At 33.8% G+C, this 23179-nt stretch carries 19 protein-coding genes and 1 other RNA gene; 10 read left to right on the forward strand and 10 right to left on the reverse strand.

Annotation, left to right across the window (positions count from 1 at the left end; genetic code table 11):
- The first annotated feature begins 63 nt into the window (after positions 1-63).
- The 3 genes from AMQ68_RS09155 (at position 64) to AMQ68_RS09165 (ending at position 3732) form a co-directional block, all read left to right on the forward strand.
- Entirely contained in the window at positions 64-1038 is a 975-nt protein-coding gene (locus AMQ68_RS09155; protein ID WP_054510330.1) for a ribonucleotide-diphosphate reductase subunit beta, read from the forward strand.
- 433 nt (positions 1039-1471) lie between these two features.
- Positions 1472-3133: a ribonucleoside-diphosphate reductase subunit alpha gene (locus tag AMQ68_RS09160; RefSeq protein WP_054510331.1), complete on the forward strand. Its 1662-nt coding sequence runs from the start codon at positions 1472-1474 to the stop codon at positions 3131-3133.
- A gap of 230 nt (positions 3134-3363) precedes the next feature.
- A complete protein-coding gene (locus AMQ68_RS09165; RefSeq protein WP_054510332.1) occupies positions 3364-3732 on the forward strand; it encodes a hypothetical protein in 369 nt (122 codons plus the stop codon).
- Between the two features lie 119 nt (positions 3733-3851).
- Here AMQ68_RS09165 and AMQ68_RS09170 read toward each other — a convergent pair whose 3' ends face one another.
- A complete protein-coding gene (locus AMQ68_RS09170; RefSeq protein WP_054510333.1) occupies positions 3852-7037 on the reverse strand; it encodes a TonB-dependent receptor in 3186 nt (1061 codons plus the stop codon).
- Between the two features lie 432 nt (positions 7038-7469).
- On the opposite strand from AMQ68_RS09170, the gene AMQ68_RS09175 reads away from it, so the two are divergent.
- Both AMQ68_RS09175 and AMQ68_RS09180 read left to right on the forward strand, forming a co-directional pair.
- Positions 7470-9551 (forward strand): T9SS type A sorting domain-containing protein, encoded by a 2082-nt coding sequence (locus AMQ68_RS09175; RefSeq protein ID WP_082384009.1) that lies wholly within the window; start codon positions 7470-7472, stop codon positions 9549-9551.
- 101 nt (positions 9552-9652) lie between these two features.
- Positions 9653-10543 (forward strand): DUF72 domain-containing protein, encoded by an 891-nt coding sequence (locus tag AMQ68_RS09180; protein WP_054510335.1) that lies wholly within the window; start codon positions 9653-9655, stop codon positions 10541-10543.
- 46 nt (positions 10544-10589) lie between these two features.
- On the opposite strand, the gene AMQ68_RS09185 is transcribed toward AMQ68_RS09180, so the two are convergent.
- The 6 genes from AMQ68_RS09185 to AMQ68_RS09210 all read right to left on the reverse strand — a co-directional run bounded on the left by AMQ68_RS09185 (position 10590) and on the right by AMQ68_RS09210 (position 17108).
- The gene (locus tag AMQ68_RS09185; protein ID WP_071254750.1) at positions 10590-11183 is read right to left on the reverse strand and encodes a hypothetical protein; all 594 of its coding nucleotides are present in this window, start codon (positions 11181-11183) and stop codon (positions 10590-10592) included.
- A gap of 40 nt (positions 11184-11223) precedes the next feature.
- Complete coding sequence (locus AMQ68_RS09190; protein WP_054510336.1) at positions 11224-11868, reverse strand: HD domain-containing protein; 645 nt, start codon at positions 11866-11868, stop codon at positions 11224-11226.
- On the reverse strand, positions 11865-12710 hold the full coding sequence (locus AMQ68_RS09195) for an alpha/beta hydrolase (protein WP_054510337.1): 846 nt from the start codon (positions 12708-12710) through the stop codon (positions 11865-11867). The genes AMQ68_RS09190 and AMQ68_RS09195 overlap by 4 nt, the downstream gene beginning before the upstream one ends.
- Before the next feature lie 89 nt (positions 12711-12799).
- The gene (locus tag AMQ68_RS09200; protein ID WP_054510338.1) at positions 12800-13690 is read right to left on the reverse strand and encodes a ribokinase; all 891 of its coding nucleotides are present in this window, start codon (positions 13688-13690) and stop codon (positions 12800-12802) included.
- 82 nt (positions 13691-13772) lie between these two features.
- Positions 13773-14408 carry a DUF4241 domain-containing protein gene (locus AMQ68_RS09205; RefSeq protein WP_054510339.1) on the reverse strand — a complete coding sequence of 212 codons (636 nt, stop codon included), beginning with the start codon at positions 14406-14408 and terminating at the stop codon, positions 13773-13775.
- An 84-nt stretch (positions 14409-14492) separates the two neighbouring features.
- Complete coding sequence (locus AMQ68_RS09210; protein WP_054510340.1) at positions 14493-17108, reverse strand: valine--tRNA ligase; 2616 nt, start codon at positions 17106-17108, stop codon at positions 14493-14495.
- Between the two features lie 128 nt (positions 17109-17236).
- Between AMQ68_RS09210 and AMQ68_RS09215 the strand changes: the two genes are divergently transcribed.
- On the forward strand, positions 17237-17704 hold the full coding sequence (locus AMQ68_RS09215) for a DUF1573 domain-containing protein (protein WP_054510341.1): 468 nt from the start codon (positions 17237-17239) through the stop codon (positions 17702-17704).
- A gap of 131 nt (positions 17705-17835) precedes the next feature.
- Positions 17836-18705 carry a PPK2 family polyphosphate kinase gene (locus tag AMQ68_RS09220; RefSeq protein WP_054510342.1) on the forward strand — a complete coding sequence of 290 codons (870 nt, stop codon included), beginning with the start codon at positions 17836-17838 and terminating at the stop codon, positions 18703-18705.
- Positions 18706-18733: 28 nt separating this feature from the next.
- Here AMQ68_RS09220 and AMQ68_RS09225 read toward each other — a convergent pair whose 3' ends face one another.
- The 3 genes from AMQ68_RS09225 to rnpB form a co-directional block, all read right to left on the reverse strand.
- A complete protein-coding gene (locus tag AMQ68_RS09225) occupies positions 18734-19429 on the reverse strand; it encodes a PKD domain-containing protein (RefSeq protein ID WP_369678634.1) in 696 nt (231 codons plus the stop codon).
- Positions 19312-19626 (reverse strand): hypothetical protein, encoded by a 315-nt coding sequence (locus AMQ68_RS09230; protein WP_054510344.1) that lies wholly within the window; start codon positions 19624-19626, stop codon positions 19312-19314. Before AMQ68_RS09230 ends, AMQ68_RS09225 begins: the two co-directional genes overlap by 118 nt.
- A 40-nt stretch (positions 19627-19666) precedes the next feature.
- An RNA gene (gene rnpB, locus AMQ68_RS10500) (RNase P RNA component class A) lies at positions 19667-19990 on the reverse strand.
- A 154-nt stretch (positions 19991-20144) separates the two neighbouring features.
- Here rnpB and AMQ68_RS09235 point away from each other — a divergent pair.
- The 3 genes from AMQ68_RS09235 (at position 20145) to AMQ68_RS09245 (ending at position 22987) form a co-directional block, all read left to right on the forward strand.
- Positions 20145-20636, forward strand: coding sequence for an RNA polymerase sigma factor (locus AMQ68_RS09235; protein WP_054510345.1), 492 nt, complete (start codon positions 20145-20147; stop codon positions 20634-20636).
- Positions 20629-21303 (forward strand): hypothetical protein, encoded by a 675-nt coding sequence (locus AMQ68_RS09240; RefSeq protein WP_054510346.1) that lies wholly within the window; start codon positions 20629-20631, stop codon positions 21301-21303. The genes AMQ68_RS09235 and AMQ68_RS09240 overlap by 8 nt, the downstream gene beginning before the upstream one ends.
- Positions 21304-21364: 61 nt before the next feature.
- Positions 21365-22987 (forward strand): AMP-binding protein, encoded by a 1623-nt coding sequence (locus AMQ68_RS09245; protein WP_054510347.1) that lies wholly within the window; start codon positions 21365-21367, stop codon positions 22985-22987.
- Positions 22988-23179: the final 192 nt, after the last annotated feature.

Raw genomic sequence — 23179 nt, forward strand, 5'->3', positions numbered from 1 at the left:
TTAATTATTTCTTGCATCTTATCGCAGTGATCTAATTATTTTAATTTTAAAGACATTTTTAATATGGGAATTTTTGATAAAAGAGTAAGCTACAAACCATTTGAATACCCTGAGGTTCTTCAATTTGTAGAGGCTATCAACAAATCGTTTTGGGTACATTCGGAAGTGGATTTTACCGCAGATGTTCAGGATTTTCATTCACAATTGGAACCACACGAAAAGCACGCTGTGAAAAATGCGCTTCTAGCCATTGCACAGATCGAGGTGTCTGTAAAGACATTCTGGGGAAACCTATATAATCATATGCCAAAACCTGAGTTGAATGGTCTTGGAGCTACTTTTGCAGAATGCGAATTCCGTCATTCTGAAGCCTATTCCCGTTTGGTAGAAGTATTAGGATATAGCGAAGAATTCTCTAACGTGATAGAAATTCCTGCTGTTAAAAAGAGAATTGATTTCTTATCAAATGTTTTAAAGCATGCGAATTCTACAACACCGAAAGAATATGTTTCTTCTCTTTTATTATTCAGTATCCTGATTGAAAACGTGTCGCTTTTCTCACAATTTGCGATTATTCTTTCTTTCACAAGGTTTAAAGGATACATGAAAAATGTTTCTAACATCATCGCTTGGACTTCTATTGATGAGCAGATTCACGCAAATGCAGGAATTTATTTGATCAACAAAATCCGTGAAGAGCAACCAGATCTATTAACTGATTCTGATATTGAAGATATTTATACTTTAGTTGATCAGTCTGTAGAATTAGAAGGTGAAATCATCGACTGGATCTTTGAATTAGGAGAATTAAGCTTCTTCTCAAAAGAAGATCTATTAAACTTTATGAAATACCGTGTTGACGACAGTTTAAAGAAAATCAATATGGATACCCGTTACAATATTACTCCGGAGCAATACCGTCCAATGAAATGGTTTGAAGAAGAAGTTTTCGCGAACTCTATGGATGATTTCTTTGCAAAAAGACCGGTGGATTACACGAAGCACGATAAGAGTATTACAGCAAACGATTTGTTCTAGATTTTAGAGTAGGCGCGAGCGAAGCGAGCGTCAAAACATATAGTATTAGCGTTGTCATGCTGAGCAAAGTCGAAGCATCTCGTTCAAGAGAATAGAAATTTCTCGTTCCTCAGAATGACATGAAAATAAATATATTGAGAAATTTAAAACCTCAATAGAATGGATTTTAATCCATTAAATAAAGTATAAAAGTATTTGGTTATAGCCAAAACTTATTACTAAAGAAGATTGTTTCATTTTTAGCAATGACAATCCTAAGGGAAACAGATTTTTATCTTAGCCCTGATAGAGCGGCCTGTTTGAGCTCTTTTTCTTTGCAAAAGAAAAAAGCGAGTAGCGAAAGCAGGTAGAAAAGTGAGGAGATGAACAAAATTTTCTGCTCCTAGAAAAAATTAACAATACAATGTACACCGTACATTTTACAAGATAAAAAATGGAAGACCAAAAAAATTCAAATATATGGTGGCTCAATGAAGAGTCTGAGCAAATGCTTAACAGAGGATATCTGTTGAAAGGAGAAACTGTAGATGGAGCTATCGACAGAATCACCATGGCGGCTGCAAAAAAATTATACAAGCCGGAATTACAAGCCGCTTTCAAGGAAATGATCGTAAAAGGATGGATCAGTTTCTCTTCTCCTGTTTGGGCAAACATGGGAACGCAGAGAGGTCTTCCTATCTCTTGTTTCAACGTTCACATTCCGGACAGCATTGAAGGAATTACCCACAAAATGGGTGAAGTAATCATGCAGACGAAAATTGGCGGGGGAACTTCAGGGTATTTCGGAGAACTTCGTAACAGAGGGACTGCGGTAACCGATAACGGAAAATCTTCCGGAGCTGTTTCTTTCATGAAATTGTTTGATACAGCAATGGATGTCGTTTCTCAAGGCGGTGTAAGAAGAGGTGCTTTTGCTGCTTATTTGGATATTGACCACGGAGATATTGAAGAATTTTTATCTATTAAAGACATCGGAAGTCCGATCCAGAACTTGTTTACAGGAATTTGTGTTCCTGATTACTGGATGCAGGATATGATTGACGGTGATATGGACAAACGTAAGATCTGGGCAAGAGTATTGGAAAGCCGTCAACAAAAAGGGCTACCTTATATATTCTTTACCGATAACGTGAACAGAAATAAGCCTCAGGTTTATAAAGACTTAGGAATGCCTGTCAACGCAAGTAACCTTTGTTCTGAAATCATGCTTCCTTCTACAAGAGAAGAATCTTTCATCTGTTGTTTATCTTCTATGAATTTAGAGCTATACGACGAATGGAAAGATACAGACGCTGTAAAATTAGCCGTATACTTCTTAGATGCAGTTCTAACTGAATTTATCGAAAAAACAGAAGGAAACTATTACCTACAAGGAGCAAGAAACTTCGCTATGCGTCACAGAGCGCTTGGTTTAGGAGTTTTAGGATACCATTCTTATTTACAAAAAAATATGATTCCGTTTGAAAGTTTTGAGGCCACTCAATTCAATGCAAGAGCATTCAAACATATCAAAGAACAAGCAGAATTAGCTTCAAGAGAATTAGCGAACATCTACGGTGAACCAGAATTATTGAAAGGGTACGGATTGAGAAATACCACCACAATGGCTATTGCTCCTACCACTTCAAGTTCTGCCATTTTAGGACAAACTTCTCCTGGAATTGAGCCTTTTGCCTCTAACTATTACAAGGCAGGTCTTGCAAAAGGAAACTTTATGCGTAAGAATAAATACTTGGCTAAATTATTAGAAGAAAAAGGTCTTGACAACGAGGAAACTTGGAGAACGATCATGCTAAATCACGGTTCTGTTCAACACTTAGCTGAATTAACTGAAGAAGAGAAAGCAGTATTCAAAACATTTAAAGAGATTTCTCCAATGGAGATCATTTCTCAGGCTGCACAAAGACAACAGTATATTGACCAAGCACAATCATTAAACCTACAAATTCCTTCTACAATGCCTGTAAAAGATGTAAACTATCTTTACATTGAAGCATGGAAAAAAGGAGTGAAAACATTATACTACCAAAGAAGTTCATCTGTTTCTAAAGAAATGATGGTGAATTTCGTTTCTTGTTCCGCTTGTGAAGCATAAGATACAAGTAATAAATTTTAACATATTATTGATAAGAGCACGCTTTTTTAGCGTGCTTTTTTCGTTGATGGTACTCACAAAATATTTAGAAAACTTAGATAGAAAGCAAAAATTCGCCTTCATTATATAAATAATTTTAATATTTTTTTTTAACTTTAATAGTATATAAGGCTGGTATCTATAATATTAGTATCAACTTATAGTAAGATTAACCCTAAAACACACACATTATGAAAAAAATAGACCTAATGAATTTACGGTACGAAAACCACGTTACCAAAAAGAAAGTAGACAATACTTTATTTCTTATTGACGAAATAACAGGAGCTTTATTTACGAGAAACAACGAATTCGATATTACCACTTTTAAAGATGCAGATGGTAATAAATGGGCTCATAGTGAGGGACCCATATCTGCTAATAGAGATTTAACCCATCTTATGATAGGCAACGGAGATGGAGCCTATGGAATAGATAACCTCTACATAACCGGTGATATAGAAGGTATGCTTCAGAAAGCATTACAACATTTTTTGCCTCTGGTAGAAAAAGATAACTTTTTTGTTGAACAAGATAGATGGACTATTTTCCTGAATTAAATAAAATCAAGTACAAAAAGGAGCTCATTAATATCATCAGCTCCTTTTTGTCATTACATCATAAAAAAAGCCCAGAATTAGATTCTGGACTATTGAAAGAATATATAGTAAAATAAAAATTAAAAGTTATATCTCACTCCTAGCTGAGCCTGGAATCTTGATGCAAACTGATCAATGGTATAAGGCAATCCAGGAGTTGTAAAGTTATAGGTTGGATCACCAGCCGAAGGTTGTCCTGCAGCTACGTTTCCTACTTTTGTTAACCCTGTACTCGCTGTAGAGTTAAAGGTATTCGGTACAAAATACACTTTACCCCAGTTTTTATTCAGTAGGTTGGTAAGATTGATGATGCTTAATGAGATCTGTATGTTATTTTTAGATTTCGGGCTCAATCTTATTTCATCCATAATTTTGAAATCGGCTTGTATATTCCATGGAGTTACATCACCGTTTCTTTCTGTAAACTTCCCTCTTCGAGAGCTCAGGTATTTGTTATTGTCCACAAATTTCTCATAATCTGCAATTTGCTGTTGTGCAGAAACCAAAACATTTCCGGCAGCATCTTTTATAGCAACAATATACTTAGCCGCTTCATTAGCATCTTTGAAGATGTAAGAAAGTCCGGCCGCCTGTCCTGTATTTGCAATTGTACTGTTTACAAATCCCCAAGAGAAAGGGTTTCCTGATTGTGCATTGAAATATACGTTAGCAGATAATCTATTGGATGGCGAAACATTCACTGAATAACCAAGGTTGGCCACTACTCTGTTTTTAATGGCAAAGTTAGAAGTTGTAAGCTGTGGATTATTCGGTGTCAGAGACTGGTTCATCTGCCAGTTACTCTCCATAGAGTTTCTGATTCCGTTGGTAATATCTTTTGCATCACCATAGGTATACGCAACAAAGAAATTAAATCCGAAATTATATGATTTAGAAAGCTGTGCCGTTAAATTATATCGGTATCCTTCTTTGGTATTAGATAAAAGATAAGCGTTAGAAAAATTACTGTTGATGTTGGTAGTATAAATCGGCATTTCATGATTCGTATCATAACTGTAATACGTCACTTTATCCGTTTTATTAACCTGCTGGAACTGTAGATCGTATAATACTTTTGTATAGATTCCTTCTAATGTCAATTTATATCCGGAAACAGTATAATCAACAGCCAATGAACTTCTCCATACTCTTGGCATTTTAAAGTTATTATCAATAAGATCTACCTGAACTTTAGAAGAGTTTTGCCATTTCGGGAAATTACCGCTTACCAAAGGATCTCCATTAGCTGCCAACTGTGCTGCTGTAGGCGAATTATAATCATAACTTCCAAAACCTACACCATCATTATAATAAGCATACCCTAACCATGCAAAAGGAATTCTTCCCACAAAAATACCGGATCCTCCTCTCAACACCACAGATCTGTCTTCTGTAACATCCCATGTAAATCCAACTCTTGGAGAGAAAGTAGGTTTATTAAGATAGTTATTGGTCAATTGGCTTAATGGCGTATACGTATAGGTATTTCCATAATTAGGATCTTGAGGAGAATTGGTTACCTGTGGGCTTAGATTAGGTTTATTAGGCAGATCCGTGTAATCTACTCTTACTCCCGGTGAAATTCTCACTCTTCCTAAATTGATCTCATCCTGGAAATATAAGGAGAGTAGATTAACTTTATACGAAGCATAAGGATTATTAAAAATCGTTTCTCTGCTGTCTCCGTTGAATGGATAGGTACCTCTTATTCTTGAAGGGTTCGCATTATAGAAATCATTTAAGCTTTTATAAGAAATTCTTCCGTTTAAAGCATTTACAAAACCGTAATCAATATTATACAATTCATTATGCGTTCCTAATAAGAAGGTATGAACTCCTGTTTTGTACGTTAGGTTATCGGTGATTTCAAAAGTCTTCTGCTTCATATTAAAAACAGTTGCTTCTCTGTCATTTCCTAATAAAATAGTTCCGCCATTATAAGCGATTTCCACTTGTGGGAACATCGCATTGGAAGAAGTAGGATCTCTATAATCATGAATAGAAGAATATCCTAATATTAAATTATTACTCCATTTATCATTAAAACGGCTTTTCAATTCCAATGTGGTAGAAGAAGACGTGTTCTTCTGGATATAATCCATACTGGAGAATCTGAAGTTCGCGCCATCTCTTTCAAGGTTTGAAGCCTGCGAGAATACCGTATTATTTTTAATGGATAAGGTATGCTTATCATTAATCTTCCAATCTAATTTATTAAAAAGCTTAGAACTTTCTGAGAAATTATTATATTGATTGAAACTTCCTACATTGAAATTATATTTATTACGAACAAAATCAGAAATCTGCTGAGCCACCGCATCATTCACCAATGCATTAGGATCATTCGCATTATAAAAAACAGGATCTGTTCTTTTCGTATATTCTAAATTGGTAAATAAGAATACTTTGTCTTTTACAACAGGTAAACCTACTCTACCTCCATAAATAAAATCTTCAAAAGAACTCGGCATTTTTGAATTATCACCAATTCTGTTGTTTCCTGTAATAGAAGCGTTTCTTCCATAAGCATACAAAGATCCGGTAATATCATTACTTCCACTTCGTGTTACTGCATTGATACTTCCTCCTAAGAAATTCCCCAACTTTACATCATAAGGAGCAATGTAAACTTGTACATCCTGAATAGCATCTAAACTAATGGAGTTGGAACGCGTGCTACTTCCCGGCATTCCTGATGTTCCCGTTTGACCTCCTAAAGACGGACTAAATCCGATCGCATCATTATTAATAGATCCGTCAATGGTAACGTTGTTATAACGGAAGTTGGTTCCGTTAAAAGAGTTATTTGCACTCTGTGGAACCAGTTTTGTCACATCCTGAATTCCTCTGTTGATATTAGGAAGCCCTGCGATCTGTGCCTGACTGATACCTACTCCGTTTTTTACAGTGGTTCTTTTGGAGGTTAATTTCACCTCATCAATCACCTTTTCTCTGTTGTTAACTTCCACAACCGGTAAATCATTATTACCCAATGAAAGCTGTATATTCGTATTAGAATAAATGACCTGCGAACCATCCGAAACCTCTATCGTATAAGGCCCTCCCGGTTGCAAATTATCTAAGCTGAACTGCCCTTTACTATTACTTTTTGTTTCAAAAGTACTGTTCGTAGGTACGTGCACTACTTTCACAGTAACTTCGGAAGTGATCCCTTTTAACCGGCCAAAAATTTTAGAGCTGGTCTCCTGTGAAAATGCAAACCCAAAGGACAATAAAGCAAAAGCACAGATAATTTTTTTCTTCATATTTTTTACTTCTATTTTCTGGAGCAAAATTATATCGCAAAAAGATCAAGTATGGTAACATACAGTTAACATTATGTGACCTAATGTTTAACATTTCCTTAAAAAAAACTTAATAGGATTATTAGTTTAATTTATAAAGCTATTTAAATTTTTTACCAAAAATAGCTCCTATAGCCCTAAACTATTAACAAAGTATACTAAAAAAATGTTTCCCAATTTTTATAGGGATCAATTGTATTTTTGTTAAGTTCATTATTTATAAAAAAATATAGATTTTATTTTCAGTTTAAGTTCGAAAAATAAAAACTTATCCTATTTAAATAAATATACCCTGTTTTTATTTCGCTAAACACTAAAATTTACGATTTAAAAAAATAATATATTTACAAAATCAAGTCTATTTTTTAATAAATATTAATTAACACAAAAAAAATGAACAAAATTTTACTTACATTATGTCTAAGCCTTTCTTCTATGGCTTATTCTCAAACACTCACTTTTACAGATGCAAAGTTTAAGGCTTTGATTTTAAGCTCAAGCCCAACCAATGATATTGCAAAAGATAGCAATGGGAATGCAATCGCCATAGATACAAATGGAGATGGGGAAATACAAGCTTCAGAAGCACAGCAAGTAAAAATTTTAAATCTAGAACAAGATCCCACTCAAAAATATATTGATCCAAATGGAAATACTTTTGATCCTGATAATATAAATACTGCTTATTATAACAATCATCTGCCAGATGGAATCACGGATGTTTTACTTTTCTCAAATGTAGAAGAACTATATTTTTGGGATACAAAGACGGCAAATATAAATTTTGTAAACAGTACTAAAATAAAGAAAGTACAAGGAAGACCATTCTATTATGACTTTTCGCAATCAGGTTTCTATACGTTGGCTCCTATTAATTTATCGTTTGATAATTGCTCAGGTATTGGCAATATTAATGATATTATTGCATATCAATCGATATCAAGTACTTTATCAAATCCTAGCATTGAAAATGCCTTAGTAATAAAAAACTGTTCACAAATCAATAGTAATGCAGTTATCAATTTATCAGGAATTCAAGAATTGTCGATCGAAAATTCAAATATTCAGACTTTGACCTTTAATACTTGTAACTTTCTAAAAAAAATATCAGTATCTAATTTAAATACTTTAACAAAGATTTCTATTTTAGGAATACCCGAGTTTACCAATCAAATTATAGACTTAATTGAAGCAAATAACTGTACCAATTTACAAGAAATCAATATTGATCCTGATCATTATTATGGAACTGAGGTATATGTTGATAGTATTAACGTAAACGGCTGCACTAATCTAAAGAAAATTATAGGTCTCAATACCTCTTCAATTAATTTCTCCAATGCAGGTTTAATTAATTTGGAAGAGCTTGATTGTTCATTTTATAACAAAAATTTTTACGTTGCAAACTCCGGAATCTATTTTGGGAGTTTAACATCTTTAAATTTAGCCGGATTACCTAAACTTAAAATATTAACAGCATTTAATCAACCAATTGCTCACAATGTAAATTTCGGTATTGCAAATCAATTGGAGAATATAGATATCACTAATTCTTGTGGCTACATGAACACTGTCGATGTAAGCAATATGGCTCATCTACATACACTTAAAACTGATAGAATTCATACATTAGGAACGGCAGGCAATAATGATTTACAAAAGATTATTACAAAAAACTGTGCCCTTTTAGCGAATTTATTCATTACTGGAAATTATGATCTGAAAGAATTAAATTTAGAAAACTGCCCTAGTATCCAGTCTTTGAATATTGAAGGTATAGGATATTATTCATCACTATATAATTTAAATAATCTCAATGTAAAACAATGCACAGGTCTTAAAGATTTAATTATTCATGATACAAAAATAACATCATTAGACTTATCCCAATGTCCCGCATTAGAATCATTATCAATAGGTGACAATTCTTTATTATCAATTTTAAACTCTTCAAATAATGGACAACTAAAAAATTTCACTACAATAAACTGCCCATTAATAAGTCATTTAGATCTTTCAAATAGTATAAAGTTGGAAAATTTCACATTAAATAATATGACCGGATTAGTTTATGCTAACATTAAAAATAATTCAATAGAAAATACTTCTTTTACAAACTACAATAGTAATTTAACAATGTGTGTAGATCCAGCTCAGCTAATTAATTTACAAAATTTATATTCTGGCATCGGTTTCACAACTAATTGTGGCAATACCCTACGTTCAAACAATTTAGAAATAAATAATCCCGAAATCATTCTTTCTCCTAATCCTGTAAAAGATTTAGTACAAATAAAATCTTCAGATAATATTAAAAACATAAAAATATTTGATGCACAAGGAAAAATATTATTAAGTAAGGACTATAATAAAAAATTAATACAAATCGATTTATCTACTTATATACAAAGGATTTATACCTTTGTAATAAAAACTGATAAAATAGAAAAGTCGAAAAAGATAATAAAAGAATAATTACATTAATATCCATCTATTTTAATGAATAAGAGCCATAGAAATTTCTATGGCTTTTTGTTTTATATTTGTTAATAGTTTAATTATTAAAAACTTCAAATATGAAATTCGGACAAGTAGAAGATCCTTCTAAAATAGATTTCACATTACCAAAAGATCACCCAAGAACTAAGGAAATTTTAAGTCAAAATAAAAAAGGCTTAGAAAATATTTCTATTGGATGTGCAAAATGGAATAAAACAGATCTTAAAGGATTTTATCCAAAAGGAACTAAAGATGAGCTCACTTATTATGGAACCCAATTTAATTCCATCGAATTAAATGCCACCTTTTATGGAATGCCTACTCCGGAGCAGGTCATTACCTGGAAAGAAAAAACACCGGAAAACTTTAAATTTTTCCCAAAAATAACCAACACCGTTTCGCATTTCAGAAGATTGATTGACGTTACAGATCCTGTCACTAACTTTGCGACTTCCGTGATGAACTTCAACGAAAAATTAGGAATGGTTTTTCTACAGCTTCACGATAATTTTAAACCTAAAGATTACGACCGATTAGAAAAATTTGTGAAAGAATGGCCTAAAGAAGTTCCTCTAGCCATTGAATTGAGAAATACAGAATGGTTTACAGATGAAGAAATTTTTAATACCACTTGCGAGCTTTTTGAAGCTCACCATATCACCAACATCATTGTAGATACAGCAGGCAGAAGAGATATGCTTCATATGCGTCTCACAACACCTAACGCATTCATAAGATATGTGGGAGCTAACGCTGAAAGTGATTATGCTAGGCTAGACGACTGGATGAAACATCTTACGAAATGGAAGAAAGAAGGTCTTCAAAATTTATACTTTTTTGTGCATCAAAATATTGAAAAAGCATCTCCTTTATTATCGGCTTATTTCATCAATAAACTCAATGAAGAATGGAAAACCGATCTTCAGATCCCTAAAATGGCAACGGAAACTACCGCTACCCTATTTTAAAACAAAATCCCCTATTAATCTAAATAATAGGGGATTTTTATATTTTTTACTTTCTCTTTCTCAGCAGCAATACTAAATTTAGGAAGAGCAACAGAAAGTCCAGTGTTACCCAGATTCCCAGTTTTACATTCTCATAATTATAAACTTCAACCTGTTTTTCAGCAATATCAGAAAGCTTTACACTTTGGTTGATATAATTTCTGATTTCAATCATCTGATCCATATTTTTATTCGGAACAGAATGTTGAGAGAAGTACACCAGGTTCTTTTTACCTAAATATCCTACAATCCAATATTCATCAGATTTATCCATTTCAAGATGCTCAATCCTGTAATATTCCGGACGGATCTTTCCAATATGTTTCGCTTCTAAGATCCCATCATTATCATCATCATAATTGTTGATCACATAAAAATCCAATGTCTGAGGAAGTTTATTAATAACCTGTAGGGACAATGAATCTTTCACAATTCCCACCGTACTTTTTTTAATAAACCAATACGTAAAAACGGAAATTGAAAATACAACAGTAACAATACGGAATATCTTCGCCCACTCGGCACCTTTTCCCCTTTTTACTTTTGATAAAATAAGAGAAATAATGGAAGCTAAAAAAATAATAAAAATGACTAATCCCATGTTGCAAAGATACAGATTTCGAAAGTCTTTAAGAAGAGGGCTAATCTATATTCCATTCTTTATAAAACTGGTCGAGGAAAAGCAGCATAAAATCATGTCTTTCCTCGGCTATTTTTTTCCCTTTCTCAGTATTCATAAGATCTTTCAATAGCAACAGTTTTTCATAGAAATGATTGATTGTTGTCCCGTTAGATTTTTTGTATTCTTCTTTAGACATATTCAATTGAGGTTTCATATCCGGATGATACATCAGGTTATTTTTAAATCCACCAAAATTAAATGTTCTGGCAACTCCGATTGCACCAATAGCATCAATACGGTCTGCATCCTGAACGATTTTAAGCTCAATCGGAAGGTTTTGCGGAACTTCACTTCTATTTTTAAATGAGATATTTTTGATAACAAATAAAACCTGCTCTATAACATCTTCAGGTGTATCTTGACTTTCTAAAAACTCACGGGAAACTTTTAAAGCTAATGTTTCGTCCCCGTTATGAAATTTAGGATCAGCAATATCGTGCAGCAATGCAGAAAGCTCTACCACATCATGATTACATTCTTCATCCTCAGCTATTTTTTTTGAAAGCTTCCAGACTCTTTCAATGTGGAACCAATCGTGACCAGCTTCTGCTCCTTCTAGTTTTTGCTTTACAAATTCTACCGTGTTATCAATTATATTTTTCATTTATCTATTAATTCATTTAAAATAATATTCCAAAGTTTTTTATTAAAGCTTCTGAAGAAATTAACGTGTCCTATTTCTCCTTTCTCAGATTCGGAAACCCGAACTAGTCTGTAGGTAGGTTTAAGATTAGGATACGTATCATTCAAAAGACTTTTTACCCCTTTTTCCGTTAACCATACATCATCCTCGGCACGAATGACAAATACTTTTTGCGTTAATTCCTTAGAAAAATCATCAATTTTATCCAATAAACCATTGGTTGATTTCTTATTCAAAATTAAGGTTCTCCAGTCATAAGCGCAATTTTTTGGAAGACTTTCTCCGAGCCCAAACCAATTTGCAGGGAAATATCCTAATAAAGTGGTGGTTACAGGCTGAGCAATTCCGAAACCGAGATAGGCTTCAATTTTAGTCCTGAATTTTAAATTTCCAACAAAAGCATTCTGCGTTCCTACAAAAATAAGTTCTTTAAACATTTCAGAATCTTTGTTCATTCCCAAGATCAAAGCTCCAACTGAATGTCCTAGACAATACTTCTCATAGTCTGAGAATCTTGTTTTAATATAGGTTGTGAGTGTTTTATAATCTTCAGAGCCCCAAATCCTCATGGATGCTTTAAAACCCTTCATATTTTCAGGTTTTGAAAGCCCGATTCCGCGATAATCATAGGTAATAACCGTAAATCCTTTATCAGAAAAAAACTGTGCAAAAGAAAAATAAATATGCTGCCGAACCCCTGTTGCAGAATTAATAAGCAAAAATTTACCATTGCTTTTTTCAGGCAAAAAAAGATGTGCCGTGATAGCAATATGATCTTGGGTCGTAAGAACTAACTTCTCCATAGGTTAAAAGAAAATATCCACTATAAAAGTGGATATTTAATTAATATTTTTATACTATCTTTTTAGTTTTCGATATGTAGTAAATAGCTTTAAGAAAAGAAATCTGAAACTGTGGGCAATCCGCTTTGTGAACCTTTCGATCCTGAAATCCTTGAAGAAACTTCATTTCCGAATTTCACACATTCTTCAATAGAATTACCGTGGCACAGTGCAATGGCAAATCCTGAAGTAAAAGCATCTCCCATTCCCATCTTATAGACGGTTTTATCTTTATCATTTCTGTAATACTTCATTTCTGTTCCATCAAAATAAATGGTAGAATTGGTATCATCTCTCACAAAAACTTTATTAAAATATTTTTTAAGAATATCTTCTCGCTGCTCTTCGCCAAAAACAATATGTAAATCGCTGCTCTTAGCCACTACAAAATCTATCGTTTCCAACAATTCATCACTCAGTCTCATTGCCGGGGATGCATACAAGCCTACTTTTTTACCATATTTTTTCGCTTTTCTGATGGTGTATTCTACCACTTCCAGAGAAACTTCCAGCTGAACAAGAACAAGATCAACCGTATGGAAATATTTATCAGCTGCCTCAATATGTTCAATACTCAAACATTTATTTGCAGCCGGAACCACAACGATCGCCGCATCTCCACCGGAAGAAGTTACATAAGCTGTTCCTGTTGACTGTCTATCTGTTTCATAAACAAATCCTACATTTACATTTTCACTTACCAGATTTCTCATGATTTGCTGACCCAGCGGATCCATACCCACGCAGCCTACAAAATAAACACTAGCCCCCAATCTTGCCGTTCCAACAGCTTGATTAGCTCCTTTACCTCCGAAATAACTATCAGAATTGGTGGCCAAAACAGTTTCATTGGGACAGGGTATTTTTTCGGTTTCTAGAAGTAAGTCAATAGACGAACTGCCTACCACTATAATTTTGGGTTGTTCTGAGGAAAAATTCATTATGTGTTTTGTCTTAGTTTTAATTTTGTTTTTATGGTAATTTAGAATAAAGAAGCTTTGTTTCAAAAATAATTAACGTTAATTAACTAATTTCTATAAATTCAGTAACGATTTTTACAGGCTCTTTATTTGCATCATACCCAATATAGCTTGCATAAAAACCTTCACCATATCCCGTTTCAAAACCAAAAATAGTTCCAGGATGCTCTTCTGAAGGCTTTAAAAATGCATATTGATCAATTGCTCCATTTTCATCAAAGAAATATTCATGGAAAAACTCCTCATAAATCCCTTGAAAATCAACGCCTTTACTTTTATATAAACTTTGCTCCAGATCGTTCAAACTTTGCTGCGTATCTACATCCATGAAGCAGCCCATTCCGCTTTCAACAGGATATCCGAAAACCTCTCCTTCTTCCAAATCTTTTACATTTTGATCAGCTGTAGTCGCTAATTCCCATTCGGTGATTGCAGATTTACTGAAAATAATTTCAGCATACGCTACACAATTACTTTCTCTTTCTTTATGCAATAAAACAGAAAAATCTCCTTTTGGAAATTCTGTAGAAAAAGGTTTCATATCATTCGTAATCAACGGATCACAAGCAACCAATTTCCCACTGGAAAGATAGATCTTCCCAACTTCAAAACTTTCCAATAACGGACTTTCTACAAAGTCTTTTGAGAATAGTTTTTGTATGTTTTCTATGTGTGTCATTTCAGTCTTGAAATATATTTAAAAATTGCCAGACTTAGAGATAACTCAGCCTGACAATTTCATACTTTATTTTATATTTTAATTTTACAAACTCTTCAGTTTCTCTTCCAGAATTGCAATTTTATCTTGCGCATCTTTTTGTTTCTTACGCTCACTGTCTACTACTTCAGGTTTTGCATTGGCAACAAACTTTTCATTAGAAAGCTTTTTATCTACAGAAATTAAGAAACCTTTTAAATATTTTATTTCTTCTTCTGTTTTGATTTTCTCTTCCCCTAAATCTAAATTTTCACTTAAAGGAATTGAAATTTCCGTAGAACCTATCAGGAAAGTAAAGCTTGGCTTATCTGTTTTTTCACCAAAGTGAATATCAGAAACATTCGCTAATTTTCTAATAACTGCTTCATTTTCAAAATCACTTGCACCTGTATATATTTCTACCGCTTCTTTTGGAGAAATACCTTTTGTCTGGCGATAATTTCTTACTCCAGAAATAATATCTTCAGCTGTTTCAAAGTTTTTAATGATTGCTTCATTAAACGCTCCTGCTTTTTTCTGTTGAGCAATAACCAATGCTTCATCAACATTTCTTTCCGAGATCAATTGCCAAATTTCCTCTGATTGAAATGGCATGAACGGATGTAAAAGCTTCATCAATTCTTCAAAGAAGATAACCGTTCTGTCATATACTTCTTTAGAAATACCTTCTCCGTAGTTAGGCTTGATTGCTTCCAGATACCAACCGCAAAAATCATCCCAAATTAATTTATAGATCAAATGTAATGCATCAGAAATTCTGAATTTCTCGAATTGCTGATCGATCTCTAAAATCGTTTTGTTTAATTTATTATCAAACCATTCAATAGCTTGTTTGTCGGCAACATTCGCTGGTTTATCTTCATGGTTCCACATGTTGATCAAACGGAATGCACTCCAGATCTTCGTCATAAAGTTTCTTCCCTGAACCATCAACTCTTCATCAAACAATAAATCGTTTCCTGCAGGTGCACTTAATAAACTTCCTACACGAACTCCATCCGCCCCATATTTAGAAATCAAATCTAATGGATCCGGCGAATTTCCTAATTGCTTAGACATCTTTCTTCTCTGCTTATCTCTTACAATTCCTGTAAAATAAACATTCTTGAACGGAACTTCTTTTCTATATTCTAATCCGGACATGATCATTCTTGCTACCCAGAAGAAAATAATATCCGGACCTGTTACCAAATCTGAAGTCGGATAGTAATACTTGATTTCTTCATTTTCAGGATCTAGCAGACCATTGAAAACTGACATTGGCCATAACCAAGATGAGAACCAAGTATCAAGAGCATCCTGATCTTGTTTTAAGTCGTTAACTGTTAATTGATCGTTACCTGTTTTTTGTTTCGCTAACACTAAAGCATCATCAATATTTTCAGCTACTACAAAATCTTCTTCTCCAGTTCCATAAAAGAATGCAGGAATTTGCTGTCCCCACCAAAGCTGACGAGAGATATTCCAGTCACGGATGTTTTCCATCCAGTGTTTGTAGGTATTTTTAAACTTTTCAGGATAAAACTTCACCTCATCATCCATTACGACATCCAAAGCTGGTTTCGCAATATTTTCCATTTTTAAGAACCACTGAACTGAAACCTTAGGCTCGATAACCGCTCCCGTTCTTTCAGATGTTCCTACTTTATTTACGTAATCTTCCGCTTTTAACAAAAGACCATTTTCTTCTAATTCTTTAGCGATTTGCTTTCTTACATCAAATCTGTTTTTTCCTGCGTAATGTAAACCATGCTCATTTAAGTTTCCGTCATCGTCAAGAGAATCAATCATTTTCAACTGATGCTTTTTACCAATCTCATAGTCATTGATATCGTGGGCAGGCGTAATTTTCAACGCACCTGTTCCGAATTCAATATCCACATAATCATCCTCAATAATCGGAATTACTCTGTTAACAATCGGTACAATTACATTTTTACCTTTTAAATGAGCATATCGCTCATCATTAGGATTGATACATACCGCAGTATCACCAAAAATCGTTTCAGGACGCGTTGTAGCTACTGAAAGGAATTCTTCTGTTCCTTCGATTTTATATTTAAGGTAATATAGTTTTCCGTTTTGTTCTTTAAAGATCACTTCTTCATCAGAAATATTGGTCTTCGCTTCAGGATCCCAGTTTACCATTCTGTAGCCTCTATAAATAAGTCCTTTATTATAAAGATCAACAAAACTTTTGATAACCTGCTCAGACATTTTATCTTCCAACGTAAAACGGGTTCTATCCCAATCACAAGAACATCCCAGTTTTTTTAACTGATCAAGGATTGTTCCTCCGTATTTATCTGTCCATTCCCAAGCATGTTTCAAGAACTCTTCACGAGTAATGTCTGATTTATTAATTCCTTCTGATTTCAGTTTAGCAACAACCTTCGCTTCAGTAGCAATTGAAGCGTGATCTGTTCCCGGAACCCAACAAGCATTAAAGCCCTGCATTCTTGCACGGCGGACCAGAACATCCTGAATGGTATTATTCAACATATGCCCCATGTGTAAGATCCCCGTAACGTTTGGTGGAGGAATTACAATAGTATATGGTGGTTTTTCATTAGGCTCTGAGTGGAAGTATTTATTTTCCAACCAGTAGCTATACCATTTTTGTTCTGTCTCTTGTGGATTATACTTTTCTGAAATCTGCATAAATTCTATTTCTTTAGCTTACAATTTGCAAAAATAGTCTAAAGAAAAAAAATTTTGAGTATGAATTAAAATAATTTTTAACTTTGTTTCTCAAAATTTATCTAACTTATAAGTTAACATTCAAGAATATGAAAAAATTAATTGCAGGAATTGCACTATTTGGAACATTTGCTATTGCATCTGCACAGACTATCACTTTTGATAAAACTACTTTTGACTATGGTAATGTAAAGCCAGGATCTGACGGTATTAGATTCTTTACGGTAACGAACACTGGTGATAAGCCTCTAGTTCTTTCGAATGTAAAAGCTTCTTGTGGATGTACAACTCCAGATTTCAGCACTGACCCTATTATGCCTGGGAAATCTGCTAAAATTAAAGTTGGATACAACACAACGCTTAATGGAGGATTCAACAAAATGATTGAAGTTTTCTCTAATGACCCTGCAAACAGCAGAAGTGTAATTTATATTAAAGGAAATGTAGACGCTAACGCACCAGCAGAAGTTGCTGCGGCTGCAGTTGCTGCTCCTGTAGATGCTAAAGCTGCTAAGAAAGCTGCTAAAGCTGCAAAAAAAGTAGCTGCTGCCAAGTAAGCTCTACTCAAAAAAAATAAGAACCGTCTCCATCGAGGCGGTTTTTTTATTATATTTATTTGAGATTAGTTGATGAACTACTTCTAACTGTTTAATTTTAATCTTTTAATCAAATAATAATTATATACTATATGGACACCAATTTCTCAGATGATTTCTTAGTACAAGGAAAATTTTCAATCAAAAAAGCTTCAACAGAATATAAAGGAAAACTTACTAAAGACGAAGGCACCCAATTATTAATACAGGAAAAAGAAAAACTTCGTGACCTTCAGGAAAAATTATATGCCGACGGAAGTAAATCACTCTTAGTTGTACTTCAGGCTATGGATGCAGCAGGAAAAGACAGTTTAATTGAACACGTTTTCGGTGGCGTAAATCCACAGGGATGTAATGTAACCAGTTTTAAAACTCCAAGTTCAAAAGAATATTCCCATGATTTTCTGTGGAGACATTATTTAGCGCTTCCTCAAAAAGGAATGATCGGGATTTTTAACCGTTCTCATTATGAAAGTGTTTTGGTATGTAAAGTTCATCCTGAATACAATTTAAGCGAAAAAACATGGGACTCTGTGAAAGATTTCGATGATAAATTCTGGGAGAACAGATACGAAAGCATTAGAAATTTTGAAAAGCATCTTGCTCAAAACGGTACAACGATCGTAAAAATATTTTTAAATGTTTCTAAAGGAGAGCAAAAGAAAAGACTCTTAGACAGAATCAACGAACCTGAAAAAAATTGGAAATTCTCTAGCGCCGATCTTCCTGAAAGAGCTTTGTTTGATAAATACATGGAACATTATGAAACAGCGATTAATGAAACCAATAAAAAAGACGCTCCATGGTATGTACTTCCCGCAGATAATAAATGGTTTGCCAGAGTTGCTGCTGTACAGATCATTATTGATACATTGGAAAAAATGGATCTGAAATTCCCACAACTTTCTGAGAAAGACAGCCAAGGCTTGAAAGATGCTAAAAAGCAATTGGAAAACGAATAAGAAAAGCCTCAAATTGAGGCTTTTTTATTTATAATTTTTGAAAATCAACTTTAAATGATAGGCTACCTTGTGTAAATGTTACTGAATTTGAAGTATTAGTAAATTGTGATGTATAAGAATTATAGCTGTCTATTATTTCATCAGCTCCTCCATCTTCTAATAATGAATTAAGGGCATCACTATCTTTAAAAGTAAATTTAATATTTTCTAATGCATCATAGCCCATAATCAAATTATTCGCAGAAACATCAAATACCAAGTTTAATTGATTTGGATTAATGCCTGTTGTAAATAAATGCTCTGGATAAGCAGTTGTTACACTATGAGGATTCGTAGGATCTGGAACACTGGAACTTTTAGTAATATAAACAAATATATCTGCAAATTTATTCATATTATTTGTTCCATAGCTTTCGCTTTCATCCCAAGCACCTGTAAAAGTCTGCCACATTCCACCTGTACCTACAGAAACCCATCTTTTATTATTCGTTTTCTGTGGAATCGAAATAATCGTAATTTTATTAATTTTCAATAAATTGGTATTCGTTACAGTTATATTCACTGTTTTCACAATACTGCTTCCATTATTTAATAATAATGTAGCCTTTATAGTATAAGTGCCCGCAGTTTTATAATTATGATAAATAGCTGATAAAGAACCATTACCATAATAAGTTTTACCATCTCCAAAATCCCAATTAATATTATTAATCTGATCACTGATCCCCCCGTAAAATAAAATTGAAAAGGAGTATCAATAGATGCTTGAGTCTTTGAAGAAACTAATGCAATGCTATTGTTTCCAGAATTTCCATTATTTGGATTAGAATTTTCAGAAATATTATCAGAGCCTCCAGAGCAAGACATAAAAACAGCAGAGAATATGCTTATTTTTAATAAATTTAGTAAATTTTTGTTCATTATCTTTTTTATTTTTTAAATGATTGCAAAAATAGAAAAAATCACGAGAAAATCTATAAGCCGGATTTTGTACTTCCGAAGAAGTGCCTGTTATTTATCTACGTCGTACATTGCTATACAACTTGAGCTGATTACCCCTCGGTTTTCAGAGCGAGCCGCTCCTATTTCCATTACTGGAAAGAACCGATATACTTACCATTGCACCGCAAAGAGTTTACCTGGTTTCACTACAGCCGAACTGTACATACTTTCTGTTGCACTTGTCCTACCCTCACGGGTGACGGATGTTATCCGCTTTGCTGCTCTATGGTGTCCGGACTTTCCTACCCTTGCCGAAACAAGAATCAACAAGCCGATTTTCTCGTGGCTGCAAAGATACAATTTAATGTAACAATTTACCAATGTACCTATATAACAATGAAAAATTATATTGTTTTAAGAATTGTTACATTCTTAGATTGGTAAATTGTTAAATTGATATTTTGTCTTTATCTTCGTGCCATTATTATACATCCATTTTGATCTCTAGAGAAAAAGAATTTGCGCAATTGATAAAAGATAATCAGGGTTTGATTATCAAGGTATCGCGTCTTTATACCAACTCTCTGGAAGACGAAGAAGATCTTTTCCAGGAGATTGTTTTACAGCTCTGGAGAAGTTATGATTCCTTTAAAGGGAATTCTAAAATTTCTACCTGGATGTATCGTGTAGCTCTTAATACCGCTATTACCCTTTTTAGGAAAAAAAGCAAAAGTTTACCCACTAACGAGTTAGATATCAACCACAGAGATTTTATCGAAGATGAGGATGATAAGCAGCAGCAGGTATCCCTTTTGTATACGGTAATAAAGACCCTTCCCAATGTAGAAAGAGCGATCGTAACCATGTACCTGGATGACTTGCCTTACAAGGATATTGCAGAAAACCTCGGGATCACCGAAGTAAATGCGCGTGTGAAAATGAACAGATTAAAGAAAACCCTTAAAGAACAGATGGAAAAATATGCCTGAATTTGATTTAGACAGCTTTAAGAAAACATGGCAAGAACAGCCTGTTCAGCAGAAATACGACAATAACGAGATCCTTAAGATGTTGAATAGAAAATCACGCAACTATGTGAAGTATATTTTCTGGATCAGTGTTTTTGAGTTTTTACTCTTTTCTGTAATGGGACTATTTTACTTCTTTCAAGGAGAAGAAACCAATGGTTTTCTAAATGTACTGGAAAAATTAGGCGCGCAAAAAACGCCTGAAGTAGAACATAATTTTGGAATTACTTATTTAATTATAAAAGTTTTAAGTTTATTAATCACTGCTTATTTCGTATATAAATTTTACCGAAATTACCGTAAAATAAAGATTGAAGAAAATCTTAAAGGTCTCATCACAAGAATTATTAAATTCAAGAAAACCGTTAATGCATTTATCTTGATAAGTATCGTTTTATTGGTAGTGTTTACTTCAATTTTCACTGTTTTTATATTCTATGCTTTAAATTCACAAAACGTAGAACCTACCAATTCTGCATTGACGATTTTTGTTATTGTAACCGCAGTAAGTACAGGACTTTGTATATTGTTAATCTGGCTATATTACAGATTGGTTTACGGAATTATCATGAGAAAATTAGATCGAAATTTAACTCAACTTCAAGACATCGATTCTCAGGAAAATTAACATTTCACAGCCCATTATCTTAAGATTTATTTGCTAATTTTATATAAGCAAATTATTCATTATGGCTTTATCTTATGTACATGGTGCTTCGGATATCCCACTATTAGGGCAAACGATTGGAGGTACTCTAAAAAATACGGTTGAAAAGTATCCTCATCAAGAAGCATTAATTTCTGTTCATCAAAACTATCGTGCGACTTACCAAGAGTTTTATACCCAGACAACAGCTGTTGCGAAAGCACTGATCCATTTAGGGGCAAAATCTGGTGATAGAATCGGGATCTGGGCTGCCAACCGATATGAATGGGTTGTATTGCAATTTGCTACTGCAAGGATAGGAACTATTTTAGTGAATATGAATCCTGCTTACCGAGCGCACGAACTCACGTATGTGATCAATCAATCTGAAATTCGTTTTATTTTCTCTTCATTACACTTCAAAACAAGCAATTATAAAGAGATGGTAGAATATGCAAAAGAAGTCTGCCCTACGCTTGAGAATAAAATTTTCTTTGATGAAAATTGGAATCAATTTCTAAAAAATGGAGAAGTTATTTCTGATGAAATTTTAAATGATTTTGAAGAAAAAGTACAGTTTGATAATCCTGTTAACATTCAATATACTTCTGGAACTACAGGTTTTCCGAAAGGAGTCACCCTTTCTCATCATAACATTTTAAACAATGGATATTTCATTGGGATCAGATTAAAATATTCCGAAAAAGATCGCGTTTGCATTCCTGTTCCTTTTTACCACTGCTTCGGAATGGTGATTGGAAATATGTGTTGTGTTGCGCACGGTGCTTGTATGGTGATTCCTAATGACAGTTTTGACCCTGATATTACGCTAAAAACTGTTTCCGATGAAAAATGTACTTCTTTGTATGGGGTTCCCACGATGTTCATCGCAGAATTAGCAGCCAAAAATTTTGATCAATATGATTTTTCGAGCTTACGAACCGGCGTAATGGCAGGCTCTGTTTGTCCGCCGGAGATCATGAAAAAGGTGGAAAGTCTGATGAATATTAAAGAAATGAGCATCTGCTATGGAATGACCGAAACATCACCTGTTTCTACTCAAACTTTAATTGGAACCTCGCTGGAAAAGCAAGTGAGCACCGTTGGAACCGTACAAGATCATCTTGAAATAAAGATCATCGATGAAAATGGAAAAGTTTTACAACGGGGTGAGCATGGTGAATTGTGCACCAGAGGATATTCTGTCATGTTAAAATATTGGAATGATCCTGAAAATACGAGAAAAGTATTGGATGATTTCCGCTGGATGCATACCGGAGATATGGCGGTGATGGATGATGAAGGCTATATTACCATTTCAGGAAGAATCAAAGATCTTATTATAAGAGGAGGTGAGAATATCTCACCCAAAGAAATTGAAGATTTTTTATACACCTATCCAAATATTCTGGATGTTCAGATCATTGGTGTTCCAAGTGATAGATTTGGAGAAGAAGTGATGGCTTGGGTAAAAGTGAGAACAGGTTTTGGGGTAACCGAACAAGAGCTTCTCGATTATTGCCAAGGAAAAATTGCTCATTATAAAGTTCCGAAATACTGGAAATTTGTAGAGGAATTTCCCATGACCATTTCAGGAAAAATAAGAAAAGTAGAAATGCGTGAAATTTCTGTGAAAGAGCTCGGATTGGAGAAAAACAAACACTAATGTCAGAGCTCTCATTCACTCTTAAATACTAAAAATCGAATCAATAGAAACGGATTTCAGCCTATTTAATAAAGAAAACTAACCCATTGGCTTTGGCAAAACTTAAAACAATGAAAAGCATTTCTGTGTGAAATGCTTTTTATTGTTTTATACACCAGTTTAAATAAAATTACATAAAAACAGAAAATTAGA

Source organism: Chryseobacterium sp. ERMR1:04 (genome assembly GCF_001297705.1).
Lineage (GTDB): Bacteria > Bacteroidota > Bacteroidia > Flavobacteriales > Weeksellaceae > Chryseobacterium.